This window comes from Subtercola sp. Z020 (assembly GCF_002931235.1).
GTDB lineage: Bacteria > Actinomycetota > Actinomycetes > Actinomycetales > Microbacteriaceae > Subtercola.
The window spans coordinates 1-11,407 of record NZ_PSTT01000098.1; the positions used below are offsets into that span (position 1 = coordinate 1).

The window sequence follows — 11,407 nt, forward strand, 5'->3', positions numbered from 1 at the left end:
GTGACGCGGAGGGGCGGGGAACGTAGGCTCGGGGCGTGAGGCGGGAGCGGGTGTGAACGAGGTCGGCGCGGTGCTCGAGGGGATCGCCGCGGCGGCGCGGGTTCCGGAGGACGAGGTTGCGGCGCACCGGGTCTTCCGCGATCGGGTGGCGGATGCGCTGGCGCCGGCGGGCGGGTCGGCGGGTGGCTCAGCGGGTCGTGTGGCCGGGCGTGAGGGTGCGGCTGGTCGAGAGGGCGCCGGGAGCGGGGGCGCGCGGGTGCTGCGGGTGGTGGACGCGGGGTCGTTCCGGCACGGCACTGCGGTGCACGGGGCGAGCCGGTTCGACGTGTTCGTGGTGCTCGACGGAGGGCGCCCGAGGTCGCTGGCGCGGGCGCTGGAAGGGCTTCGGGCGAAGGTGGCGGGTGCTCTGCCGGACGCGGGGGTGCGGCTGGCGCCCGACTCGGTGCTGGTGGACGGCGGCGCGCGTGGCGGCGGCGGCCCGGCAGCGAGTAACACGGACGCCGACTTGCGCGGCGACGATGGAGGCGCGGCGGCGCGCGGCGGCAACGACGGCAACGCCGGCGACGCCGAGGCGCGGCCCCTCCGCCTCCGACTCATCCCCGCGTACGAAGCGCCCGGTGACGCCGGTAGCGCCACCCTCGCCGTGCCCGACGCCGCCCGGCGGTGGGTGCTGCACCGCCCGGGCGCGCGCGAGCAGCTGCTCGAGCGCATCGGCGACGCCCACCTGCGAACGCTCATCCGGCTCGTGCTCGCCTGGAAGTACGCCAACCGCGTGCCCGTCTCGTCGTACTACCTCGAGACGGCGGTCATCCGCCAGGCCCTCCGGCAGCCGTCGTTCAGTCTGCTCTGGGACCTGTGCTGGGTTCTCGAGCAGGCCGCCCACGACGACCTGATGAACCTGCCCGACCTCTCCAGCCCCTCGCAGGTGCAGAAGGTGCGCGCGACCGAGTCCCTCGCCCGGCGCATCGAGGCGCAGGTTCCGCTCGACCGGGCCGCCGCCCACGCCCGTGCGGCCGTGAACGCCTACCTCGACGACGACACTGCGGCTCTGGATGCCCGGCTCGCCGCCCTCTTCGGCGACCGGTTCGCGCTCTAGCGGAACCGCGCAGCACAGCAAAGTCTCGCGCAGCTCTGCCCGGCTCAGAGCATCCCGCGCAGCGCCTCGAACGACGCCACCCTGCCGCCCGCCGTCGGAGCCAGCGGCTGCGCCAGCACGGTCGTCACACCTGACGCCGCGAACGCCTGCAGCCGCTCCCGCACGCGCCCGGCTCTGCCGATGAGCGACGTCGCGAGCACGAAATCGTCGGGCAGGGCATCCGAAGCCGCCGCCTTCTCGCCCGCGAGGTAGAGCTCCTGCACCCGCAGGGCGTCGGCTCCGTAGCCGTAGCGCACCGCGAGGTCGGTGTAGAAGTTCGCGCCGCGGGCGCCCATTCCGCCCACGTACAGCGCCATGCGCTCGCGGTAGGCGCTGAGCATGCGTTCGATGAGTGCGTCGTCGCTGCCGTCGTCGCGCCCGACGAAGAGCGGAACCCCGACGATCACGTCGAGCGGCCCGAGCGCGGGGTCGCGCCGGGCGGCCCCCGCGGCGAGAGAGGCGCCCCACGCTTCATCTGCCCGCTCGGGGTGGTAGAGGAACGGGAACCAGCCGTCGGCGATCTCTGCCGTCTGCTCGACGGCGCGCGGCGTGAGAGCAGCGATTGCGACGGGAATGGATGCTCGAACCGGCCGATTGATCAGCTTCAGCGGCTTGCCGAGGCCGGTGCCGCCCTGCTCCCGAGGCAGCGGCACCGTGTACTCACGCCCCCGGTGTTCGAGCCGCTCGCGCCGCCACACCGTGCGGCAGATGTCGACCGTCTCGCGCAGGTGCCCGAGCGGCCGGGCGAACGGAACACCGTGGAACCCTTCGATGACCTGCGGCCCCGAGCTGCCGAGCCCGAGTTCAAACCGCCCGCCCGACAGCGAGTCGAGCCCCGCGGCGGTCATGGCGAGCAGGGCGGGCGTGCGCGAGTAGATCGGCAGGATGCTCGACATGAGGGTCGCGGTGCGGGTGATCGCTGCGAGGTAGCCGAGCCGGCTGACGGCGTCGAACGAGTAGGCCTCCGAGACGGCGAAGACCTCGGCCCCCGCGCCTTCGAGCCGGCGGACTTCGGCCGCGGCATCCGCGAAGTCCTCCGCGTAGTCGATCGTGACGCCCAGTCGCATGCTCACCCCTCTGCCCGCCGCGCATTCCGCACGGTGCCGTCGCGCCCGGTGACCACCAGCGTCGCTACGATCACCACCAGCAGAGCCGCGGTGAACACCTCGGCCGCCGGCAGCAGGGCGCTGGCCGCGATCGCCAGGCCGGCGAGCGGGATGATCGCATTCGCCGCTCCCGTGGCGGCCGGCCGCACCGCCAGCAGCCAGACGGCCAGCACGAACACCGCCACCGGCACCGTGAGCGTCGCGGCCGCGGCGACCGGCGGCAGCTCGGTCTGGTCGCCGTAGAGGTCGACCAGCACCTCGATGCCGGCCGACATGGCCGCGGCTGCCGCGAAGATCACGTAGTGCGCGTAGCCGAGGGTCAACGACTGGCGAAGTGTTCCGAACCGGCCGTGCAGGGGCGTCGCGAAGTAGAGCCACCACATCGCCGCCACGATGAGCAGGGAGCACACCGCCAGCGCGACCAGCGGAACGATGTGCTCGCTGTCTTTCAGCGAATCGATGATGGCGTTCGCCGAACCGAGCAGGCCCTCGCCCAGCACGACGAGCGTGAAGAGCCCGAACCGTTCCGCGATGTGGTGGTTGTGGTACGGCGTCACCTGCCGCCGCTCGGCCCACACGGGCACGCACACCTCGGCCACCACCAGCACGAGAAAGCTGACGACCCCCACGGATTCGGGCAGTAGCAGTCGCAGCACCCAGGCGGCCTGCACCACAGTGATGCCGACCGCGTACCGCACGGCCACGGTGCGGTATTCGGGCGAGTTCACAGCGAGCCGCAGCCACTGGCTGACCATCGCGAGTCGCATGATCACGTACCCGAAGGTGACCAGCGTGAAGTCGCCGTCGACCATCCCGGTCTCGACACCCGCTGCGAGCACCAGCACACCGGCCATCTGCGCGATCGTCGTGACCCGGTAGAGCCAGTCGTCGTTGTCGAAGGCGGTCGCGAACCAGGTGAAGTTCATCCAGGCCCACCAGATGGCGAAGAAGACCATCAGGTACGCGCCGGCCCCGACGGCGATGTGCTGCTCGGTCTCGAGGTGGTGCAGCGTCTGAGCGGCGAGCGAGACGGCGACCACGAAGACGAGGTCGAAGAACAGTTCGAGCGTGGAGGCGACGCGGTGCGGCTCGTGCTTGTCGCGCGGCCGGATCGGGCGGAGATCGAGGCGGCTCAGGATGCTCGTCATGAGCGAAAGCGTACTGGCTGCCGCGCGGGGTCAGCCGACGAGCTCGGCCTCGACGGCCTCCCGCAGGGTCGCGGGAATCGGCACGGGCCGTTTCGTGTCGCGGCCCACGAAGACGTGCACGAACTCGCCGGCCGCCACCTGTAGGCCGTCGCTCGTGCGGAACAGGTCGAGCGCCCAGACGATGCTCGTCGTGCCCACCTTGCCCGCGCGGAGCACGACCTCCAGCGTGTCGGGGAACGACGCGGGCTCGATGAACCGGCACGACGAGGAGACGCAGAACGCGAGCGTCTCGCTCGTCTCGATGTCGAAATGCCCGTTCGTGATCAGCCACGATGTGATCGTCGTGTCCATCGCGGTGTAGTAGACCGTGTTGTTCAGGTGCCCGAAGACGTCGTTGTCGTTCCAGCGGGTGGCGAAGGGTCTGCGCGAGCTGTTCACCGACGAAACTCTACCCGTCTAGGCTGGGACGGAATGTGCGGCCAGACCTCTCGTGTGTTCGACTCCTGCACTCGCGACGGTTAGGAACAGCCTTGGGCACTCTCAGCTACGGTCCTTCTCTGAAGCCGATCGCCATCGAAGACCGCGATCTCGCGCATCTGCAGGCGGTGATGATCGCCAAACTGCGTCGTGGCGAGTGCTTCTCGTTCACTTGGGCGCGGTCTGCCGAGTTCGGCAGCGGGCACAGCGTGCTCTGGATGCACCCGGCCATGCACCTCGAGTTCACCTTCCACGGGTCGAAGAGGGTTCCGCTGAACCGCGTCTGGATCGAGGCGTTGATGGATCGCGCGAACGGTTCGGGCGGACTGGAACTGGTTGCCGAGAAGACGGCCGTGGCCCGCGCCGAGGCGCGCTGAGCCCAGCGCGCCGACTCGCCTCAGTCGATGTCGGAGAGGTGTACGCCGAGCGAGCGGTCCGAAGGGGTGACCGTGTGCTGGGCCCCGAGCAGCCGCGTCTTGCGGGCGAGATCGGCCAGGAGTTCGGCGTCTTCGGGGACGGTCTCTGCGTCGGCCCCGGCGGCGGCATCCGGACCCGCCGTGCAGTACAGCTGCGTGTTCGGGCCGAGCAACAGGTTCGAGAAACCGCGCTCGCCGTTGAAGTAGACGGGCACCGTGATGCGATCGGTGACGCCGGCGTTGGCCAGGGCGACGGTGTAGTCGAACACGGCGGAGCACACGTCGAAGCTGACCGTGATCACGCCTGAACCGTAGTGCAGCTCTCTCATCGCATCACCATACCCTGCCTGCCGCACCCGGTTTCGGGCCTCTGAACTGTTCCTCGCGCCATTCGCTCTCGCGGGGCACTCCCGTGCGGTCGGCCTCCTCCTCCAGGGTGCGCAGATCGACCCGGCGGATCTTGCCCGAGATGGTCTTCGGCAGTTCCCTGAACTCGATGCGCCGCACCCGCATGTACGAGGGCATCGTCGCCGCAGAGTGAGCGAAGAGTGCCTGTGCGGTCTCGGCATCCGGAGCCCAGCCCTCGGCCAGGACGACGTAGGCCTTCGGTGTGCTGAGCCGGGTGGGATGGGGTGCGGGAACCACGGCGGCCTCGACCACCGCCGGATGCTCGATCAGCAGGCTCTCGACCTCGAACGGCGACACTTTGTAGTCGGAGGACTTGAAGACATCGTCGGTGCGCCCGATGTAGGTGATGTCGCCGGCCGCATCCCGCGAGGCGATGTCACCCGTGTGGTAGTAGCCGTCGCGCGTGACGGCGCTGTTCCGCTCGGCATCGCCGAGGTACCGGGCCATCAGGGTGAAGGGATGCTCGCTGAGGTCGAGGCAGATCTCGCCCTCCTGCGTGCGCTCGCCGGTGAGCGGGTCGACGAGCAGCACCGGAACGCCGGGCAGCGGGCGCCCCATCGAACCGGGCTTGACGACGCTGCCGGGCGTGTTGGCGATCGCCGCCGTCATCTCGGTCTGGCCGTAGCCGTCGCGGATGGTCAGGCCCCAGCTCTGCTCGATGCGACCGATGACCTCGGGATTCAGCGGCTCGCCCGCCGAGAGCACCTCCCGCAGCGCGCGCGGACGCACGACGCCCTGCGCCTGGATCAGCATGCGCCAGACGGTCGGCGGAGCGCAGAAGGTGGTCACCCCGGCGCGGTCGAGCTGGGCGGCGAGCTTCGCCGGGTCGAAGGTCGAATAGTTGTAGACGAACACGGTCGCTTCGGCGATCCAGGGCGCGAAGATCAGGCTCCAGGCGTGCTTCGCCCAGCCCGGCGAGCTGATGGCGAGGTGCACGTCGCCCGGCCGCATCCCGATCCAGTACATGGTGCTGAGGTGGCCGACGGGGTAGGAGGTCTGGGTGTGCTCGACCATCTTCGGCTTGCTGGTGGTACCCGAGGTGAAGTACACGAGCAGGGGGTCGGTCGCGAGCGGCTCGGCGGGCGTGAAGTCGGGTTCGACGTCGAGGGCGTCGGCATAGGATGCCCAGCCGGGCGCCGCAGCCCCGACACCGATGCGCGTGTAGTCGCCGTCGACGCCCTCGAACCGGGCGGTCTCGGCCCCGTCGGTGATGACGTGGGCGATCTCGCCCCGCGTGATGCGGTCGACGAGCTCGTTGGGGCCGAGCGCGGTGGCACCCGGAACGATGACCGCCCCGAGCTTGCTGAGCGCGAGCACACACTCCCAGAGCTCGACCTGGTTGCCGAGCATCACCAGCACGCGGTCGCCCTGTGCGATGCCGCGGGCGGCGAGCCAGGTGGCGACCCTGTCGGAGCGGTCGGCGAGTTCGGCGAAGCTGTAGATCGCCTCGCTGCCGTCTTCTTCGACGATCCAGAGAGCCGGCCGGTCGTTGCCGGCCGCGATGACGTCGAACCACTCCGTCGCCCAGTTGAAGGTCGGCCCGATCTCGGGCCAGGCGAACTCCGCGACGGCGGTGTCGTAGTCTGCTGCGAGATCGAGGAGCTGGTTCCGGGCGGCACGGATGCTCTGGGTGTTGTGGGTCTCGCTCATGCGTTTCAGTGTAGAGCCGGGCGGCGCCGGCGGGGCCGGGCGGGGCCGGGCGGGGCCGGGCCCGCCCGGGCCGCAGGGCCGCTCGACGCGCCGCTGCCCGGGCCGCCGTGACCGCTCGCCAGGTGGCGGTGGCCACCGCGTTGCGCGCAACCGAGGATGAGCCCGGCGATGGTCGCCGCGGGGGGCGCATCGCGCCGCTGATCCTCGGTTGCGACCGCTCCGAGGTGAGGTTCTGCTGCGCGGGTCAGGCGGCGGGGGCGGTGATGCGGAGCATCACGCGGGGCTTCCGGCGGCGGGCCACGATGCGCTCGATGAGCATGAAGGCGCGGTACTCGATGCCGTACTTCGAGCGGAAGAAGATCGTCAGTCGCTCCACCTCGACGGGTGCCTCCACGATCTCGGCCACCGCTTCTGTGGTGGCAGCGCCCGCGGGAACCCGGCCGCGGCGATCGCACGGGCGGAGCTCCACGCGGGGGCTGTTGCGCAGCCGCTTCACCTTGCCGCTCTCGGCCGGGGTCACCACCAGCAGCGCGTCGCCGTCGCGGGCGATCCAGACCGGCGTCGACACGGGCACCCCCGACCGGCGGAAGGTCGCCAGCGAGACGAACGACTCGTCGCCGAGCGGGCCGAGCGAGCCGAGCGGGCCGAGCGCGCCGGGCGCAGGGGGAGGCGTCATGACCCTGAGCTTACGGTCGCGCGCCGCCGGCTCGCTCCGCAGCACACTCGCAGCGTGCCGCAACGCCCGGCGCGCCTCTGGCGTCCATGGCGCCCCGACGAACACGTGGAACGCCTTCGTGTAGAGCCGCAGCTCGGCCCGTCCGCCGGTTGCGATCACCTTCCGCGTCAGCTCCCGGGCGTCGGCGGCGAGCAGGTCGCGGCCGCCCTGGTAGCTGAAGACCGGGGGCAGGCCGCCGAGGTCGCCGAAGAGCGGGCTGACCATCGGGGAACGGGGGTCGAGATCATCCGCCCACCACCGGCCCGCAGCCGCCAGCCCGCCGACGCCGAGCATCGGGTCGAGCTTCGCGAGGGCCGGCACCTCCGGGTTCGAGAGCGTGGCGTCGACCCACGGCGAGAAGAGGAGGAGGGCTGCGGGCGGCGTGAGCCCGGCATCCCTGTACCTCATGGCCTGCCCCAGCGCCAGCGCACCACCCGCGGAGTCGCCGGCCAGGAACACCCGGCCCGGGTGCCGGCGTTCGGCCTCGGCGTACACCTCGTCGAGCAGCGCGTAGGCCTGTTCGGCATTGTGTTCGGGGGCGAGCCCGTAGAACGGAACGGTCACGCCCACACCGCTGCCGGCCATGAGCCGCGCGATGATGCCCCAGTGCGGCGCGACGAGCGGGAAGACGTAGGCGCCCCCGTGCGTGTAGATGAGGTGCGCCCCGCTCGCACCCGTTCTCGGGGTGAGGCGCACGACGCGCCGACCCTGCACCGAGAGCTCCTCGACGGTCGCCAGGCTCCGGATGGCCGGGCTGATCGGGGCGGCCGGCTTCCGCTCGGCGATGCGGCCCAGTACGGTGTCGGCATCGCGGGTACCGGTCGGCTGTGTTCGCAGCAGCAGGCGGGTGACGGCCATCGGGATCGACACGGAATCTCCTCACGCCGGGCCACCGGCCCACCCCCTCATGGTAGGCGGCGAGGCCGGGCGCGCGCAGCGCCCGGGCGCCAGGGGCTGAGGCCACGCCACACGGCTCGCTGCCGGGTTTCCGTGCGTAGGCTGGAGGTATGACTTCCTACCCCACCCCGCTCACTCCCGCGCTCGACGACCTGCTGGCATCCGTTCCCGAGACCTCGCCCGTCGAGACGCACGACGTGACGTTCGAGGGTGCGGGTGTCTCGTTCGGCGGGTTCGTGGCGAAGCCGGCGGGGGCTCAGGATGCCCGCCCGGCCGTGCTCATCATCAGCGACTGGTCAGGGTTGAACAACCACGCCCGCGTGCGCGCCGAGATGCTCGCGCGCCTCGGCTACGTAGCTCTGGCCGGCGACGTCTACGGGGGAGGGGTGGAGCTCGGCCAGGAGGAGGCGAGTGCCGCGGCGGGCCGGTACTACGGCGACACCGACCTCTTTCGCGCGCACCTCGCGGCCAACCTCGAGCGCCTGCGCGCCGAACCGGGCGTCGACCCCGAGCGCATCGCCGTGATGGGCTACTGCTTCGGCGGATCCGGCGCACTCGAGCTCGCCCGCGCCGGCGCAGATATCGCGGGCGCCGTCTCGTTCCACGGCCGACTGGCCACCGAGACGCCGGCCGCCGAGGGAGCGATCCAGGCCCCGCTGCTGGTGCTGACCGGTGCCGCAGACCCCGTCGTGCCCGACGACCAGGTCGTCGACTTCGAGAACGAACTGCGCGCCGCGGGCGCCCCCGACTGGCAGGTGGTCAGCTACAGCGGTGCGATGCACGCCTTCACGATGCCCGACACGAATGCACCCGACTTCGGGGCCATGTACGACGCGACCGCGAACGCCCGGTCGTGGGTCGCCATGCAGGCCTTCTTCGACGAGATCTTCGCTTGAGCGAAGAAGACAGGGGCGCGCCGGGCGCGCACGACGGTCGGCGGGGCCGCGAGCCCGAGCTCGGGCCCCGGGGGCGCGCCAGCCTCGAGGTTCTGCGTGCCGAGGCACGCGAGGAGCTCGACACGGTGGTGCACGAGCGACTGCTGGCGGGGGAAGACCCGTGGGCGTTCATGGAGGAACTGCCGAGCGTCGACGAACTCGTCGTCTACCTGCTGCGGGCCGAGGCCATCGACGCGAACGGCGGGCAGCGCGCATCGAGCGCCCGCGAGTACCGCGTGCTGAGGCAGATCGCGCTGCAGCATCCCGACCTCACGAAGACGGTCTGGCGGATGCTCGGAGAGCACGGTTGGCAGCCCGAACGGGCCCAGCGGCGCTAGTCGCCCCCGCCCGAACCCGGTCGACGGCATCCGCCCGCCGAACCGCTAGTCTGGAGCCATCTGACGACGTGGGGGGACCACCGATGACTGCTGCCGACTTTTCCGGCCCTGAATTCACCGACGAATCGGCGCTGATCGCCGCCCCGATCGAGATCAAGGTCTCGTTCTGGCTCTGGGTCTCGGAGGCCGTGCTCACGGTCGCCGGCGCCCTGCTGATCGCGCTGGTCGGAGCGGCCATCCCGTGGGTGACCGGGGCGTCGGGTGACGACGCGGTCAGCGTGGTGGCCCCGCTCATCGCGATCGCCGTGGTGCTGATCGCGTTCGCGGTCTTCCGCTTCGTGGCCGCGGTGTACATGCTGCGGGGGCGCACCTGGGCGCGCAACGCGCTCACGATCCTCGGGGTGATCGGCCTGTTCGGCACCGCGCTCGACTACTCGGCGAACGTCGCCGTGGGCATCGCGCATTCGCTGGTGGCGCTGGTGGCGCTCGTGCTGATGTTCCTGCCGGCGTCGAACGCCTACTTTCGGGCGCCTCACCCCTACCGCACGCGTTCGCGCGGGTAGAGTACGGCCCGCGGCGCGAGTGGGGTCTGCGGTCGGGTAGAATAGCACTCTGTGCTCACTGTCCGGTGCATTTTCGAACCGGATTCGCTCGCTGAGCCGAGACCATCTGAACAGAGGCTGTCGTAATTGAAGATTGAAGTCGGCGAGACACTCGTCTACCCCCACCACGGTGCGGTCACCATCACGGCCATCGAGTCGCGTGACGTCAAGGGCGAGCAGAAGCGGTTCATCACGCTGAATGTGCACACCAGCGAACTGACCATCAAGATCCCCGTCGACAACATCGACCTCGTGGGGGTGCGCGACGTCATCGACGACGCCGGCGTACAGGCCGTCTACGACGTGCTGCAGAACCCGTTCGTCGAAGAGCCGGGCAACTGGTCGCGCCGCTACAAGGCCAACCAGGAGAAGATGGCGTCGGGTGACGTCAACCGCGTCGGCGAGGTCGTGCGCGACCTCTGGCGCCGCAACGAAGACAAGGGCGTCTCGGCCGGCGAGAAGCGCATGCTCGAGAAGGCGCGCCAGATCCTCGTCTCCGAGCTCGCGCTCGCCCAGTCGCTGACCGACGAGAAGGCCTCGCTGCTGCTCGACGACGTGCTGGCGGCCGTCAAGTAGCCCGCGCTGGCGGCCGCATCGCTGCGCTGGCCGCCGCGACGCGCTGGTGCCGAGATGGTCACCTGCGGGCGAGACTGACCCGTCTACCTGACCCCCTGGGTCGGAAGTGACCGTCTCGCGGGCGGGACGGCGGGCGGGACGGCGGGCGGGATGCCTGGCGGGACGGCGGGCGGGATGCCGTCAGCGGAGGTGCGAGGCGGCTAGGCGGAGATCGGCCACCAGTGCGGCGAAGGCGTCGTCGAACGTGGGCTCGCCGCGGAGCCGCAGCACCGCCGACGGATGGGTGGTCAGCAGTACCTTCACATCTCGGCCGAGACGGGCCGCGACATCCGGAGCCTGCAGCAGCTGGCCGCGCTCCCGCGTGACCGATGCGGTGCGCCCGAGCACCGAGCGCGCGGCCGTTGCACCGAGGCACAGGATGACCTGCGGCGCGATCGCGTCGACCTCCGCCTCGAGCCAGGGGTGGCAGGCGACCACGTGCCCGACCGCGGGCGTCTTGTGGATGCGCCTCGGCCCGCGCTCCTCGAAGCGGAAGTGCTTGACGGCGTTGGTGACGTAGAGCGCGCCGCGGTCGATGCCGGCCTTCGTGACCGCGTCGGCCAGCAGGCGGCCGGCCGGCCCGACGAACGGGCGGCCCTCGAGGTCTTCCCGGTCACCCGGCTGCTCGCCGACCAGCATGAGGGTCGCGGTCTGCGCTCCGGCGGAGAACACGACCTGCGTGGCGTGCTGCTGCAGTTCGCAGCCGCGGCACGCCGGTGCGGCCGCCCGCAGCGCCGCGACGCTCGCCGGCGCGGAGGCCGGCGCGGCGTCCCCCGCCGGCGCGGCGCCACCCTCCGGCGCGGCGCCACCCTCCGGCGCGGCGCCACCCTCCGGCGCGGCGCCACCCCCCGGCGCGGCGCCCTGCTCGCGGTCGTCGTACTCGGGCACCCACGCCGCGGCGCCCGGCCGCTCGGTCTCGTCGCTCATGCTCCTACCCTCCCTTCCCCCACGCCGCGCCTCAACCC

Annotated in this window: 13 protein-coding genes; 6 read left to right on the top strand and 7 right to left on the bottom strand. The window is 71.3% G+C overall.

The window, feature by feature from the left end; translation table 11 throughout:
* Positions 1-52: 52 nt before the first annotated feature.
* On the top strand, positions 53-1,096 hold the full coding sequence (locus C5B96_RS12595; protein WP_104245714.1) for a hypothetical protein: 1,044 nt from the start codon (positions 53-55) through the stop codon (positions 1,094-1,096).
* A gap of 44 nt (positions 1,097-1,140) precedes the next feature.
* Here C5B96_RS12595 and C5B96_RS12600 read toward each other — a convergent pair whose 3' ends face one another.
* Genes C5B96_RS12600 through C5B96_RS12610 form a run of 3 tightly spaced genes read right to left on the bottom strand, consistent with a single transcriptional unit; the run spans position 1,141 to position 3,827 of the window.
* On the bottom strand, positions 1,141-2,202 hold the full coding sequence (locus C5B96_RS12600; protein WP_104245715.1) for an LLM class F420-dependent oxidoreductase: 1,062 nt from the start codon (positions 2,200-2,202) through the stop codon (positions 1,141-1,143).
* A gap of 2 nt (positions 2,203-2,204) precedes the next feature.
* A complete protein-coding gene (locus C5B96_RS12605; RefSeq protein ID WP_199176647.1) occupies positions 2,205-3,389 on the bottom strand; it encodes a low temperature requirement protein A in 1,185 nt (394 codons plus the stop codon).
* A gap of 30 nt (positions 3,390-3,419) precedes the next feature.
* Positions 3,420-3,827 carry a thioesterase family protein gene (locus C5B96_RS12610; protein WP_104245716.1) on the bottom strand — a complete coding sequence of 136 codons (408 nt, stop codon included), beginning with the start codon at positions 3,825-3,827 and terminating at the stop codon, positions 3,420-3,422.
* Positions 3,828-3,919: 92 nt separating this feature from the next.
* Here C5B96_RS12610 and C5B96_RS12615 point away from each other — a divergent pair, with 92 nt between their 5' ends.
* Positions 3,920-4,243 (top strand): ATP-dependent DNA ligase, encoded by a 324-nt coding sequence (locus C5B96_RS12615; RefSeq protein ID WP_233189187.1) that lies wholly within the window; start codon positions 3,920-3,922, stop codon positions 4,241-4,243.
* A gap of 20 nt (positions 4,244-4,263) precedes the next feature.
* Here C5B96_RS12615 and C5B96_RS12620 read toward each other — a convergent pair whose 3' ends face one another.
* The 3 genes from C5B96_RS12620 to C5B96_RS12635 form a co-directional block, all read right to left on the bottom strand.
* Entirely contained in the window at positions 4,264-4,611 is a 348-nt protein-coding gene (locus tag C5B96_RS12620; RefSeq protein WP_104245717.1) for a hypothetical protein, read from the bottom strand.
* A gap of 4 nt (positions 4,612-4,615) precedes the next feature.
* Positions 4,616-6,340 carry an AMP-binding protein gene (locus C5B96_RS12625; RefSeq protein WP_104245718.1) on the bottom strand — a complete coding sequence of 575 codons (1,725 nt, stop codon included), beginning with the start codon at positions 6,338-6,340 and terminating at the stop codon, positions 4,616-4,618.
* Between the two features lie 244 nt (positions 6,341-6,584).
* The gene (locus tag C5B96_RS12635; RefSeq protein WP_104245719.1) at positions 6,585-7,925 is read right to left on the bottom strand and encodes a PPOX class F420-dependent oxidoreductase; all 1,341 of its coding nucleotides are present in this window, start codon (positions 7,923-7,925) and stop codon (positions 6,585-6,587) included.
* A gap of 137 nt (positions 7,926-8,062) precedes the next feature.
* On the opposite strand from C5B96_RS12635, the gene C5B96_RS12640 reads away from it, so the two are divergent.
* The 4 genes from C5B96_RS12640 to C5B96_RS12655 all read left to right on the top strand — a co-directional run bounded on the left by C5B96_RS12640 (position 8,063) and on the right by C5B96_RS12655 (position 10,403).
* On the top strand, positions 8,063-8,848 hold the full coding sequence (locus C5B96_RS12640) for a dienelactone hydrolase family protein (protein ID WP_104245720.1): 786 nt from the start codon (positions 8,063-8,065) through the stop codon (positions 8,846-8,848).
* Entirely contained in the window at positions 8,845-9,225 is a 381-nt protein-coding gene (locus C5B96_RS12645) for a tryptophan synthase subunit alpha (protein ID WP_369826481.1), read from the top strand. The genes C5B96_RS12640 and C5B96_RS12645 overlap by 4 nt, the downstream gene beginning before the upstream one ends.
* 83 nt (positions 9,226-9,308) lie before the next feature.
* A complete protein-coding gene (locus tag C5B96_RS12650; protein WP_104245721.1) occupies positions 9,309-9,788 on the top strand; it encodes a hypothetical protein in 480 nt (159 codons plus the stop codon).
* A 126-nt stretch (positions 9,789-9,914) separates the two neighbouring features.
* Positions 9,915-10,403 carry a CarD family transcriptional regulator gene (locus tag C5B96_RS12655; RefSeq protein WP_104245722.1) on the top strand — a complete coding sequence of 163 codons (489 nt, stop codon included), beginning with the start codon at positions 9,915-9,917 and terminating at the stop codon, positions 10,401-10,403.
* 180 nt (positions 10,404-10,583) lie between these two features.
* Here the strand turns inward: C5B96_RS12655 and C5B96_RS12660 are convergent, their stop codons facing one another.
* Entirely contained in the window at positions 10,584-11,369 is a 786-nt protein-coding gene (locus tag C5B96_RS12660) for a UdgX family uracil-DNA binding protein (RefSeq protein ID WP_146078170.1), read from the bottom strand.
* Positions 11,370-11,407: the final 38 nt, after the last annotated feature.

Bases quoted from the DNA above. Each gene is read 5' to 3' on its own strand.
- C5B96_RS12640 (WP_104245720.1), top strand. From the start codon at position 8,063: ATGACTTCCTACCCCACCCCGCTCACTCCCGCGCTCGACGACCTGCTG.
- C5B96_RS12620 (WP_104245717.1), bottom strand. From the start codon at position 4,611: ATGAGAGAGCTGCACTACGGTTCAGGCGTGATCACGGTCAGCTTCGAC.
- C5B96_RS12625 (WP_104245718.1), bottom strand. From the start codon at position 6,340: ATGAGCGAGACCCACAACACCCAGAGCATCCGTGCCGCCCGGAACCAG.
- C5B96_RS12605 (WP_199176647.1), bottom strand. From the start codon at position 3,389: ATGACGAGCATCCTGAGCCGCCTCGATCTCCGCCCGATCCGGCCGCGC.
- C5B96_RS12660 (WP_146078170.1), bottom strand. From the start codon at position 11,369: ATGAGCGACGAGACCGAGCGGCCGGGCGCCGCGGCGTGGGTGCCCGAG.
- C5B96_RS12650 (WP_104245721.1), top strand. From the start codon at position 9,309: ATGACTGCTGCCGACTTTTCCGGCCCTGAATTCACCGACGAATCGGCG.
- C5B96_RS12600 (WP_104245715.1), bottom strand. From the start codon at position 2,202: ATGCGACTGGGCGTCACGATCGACTACGCGGAGGACTTCGCGGATGCC.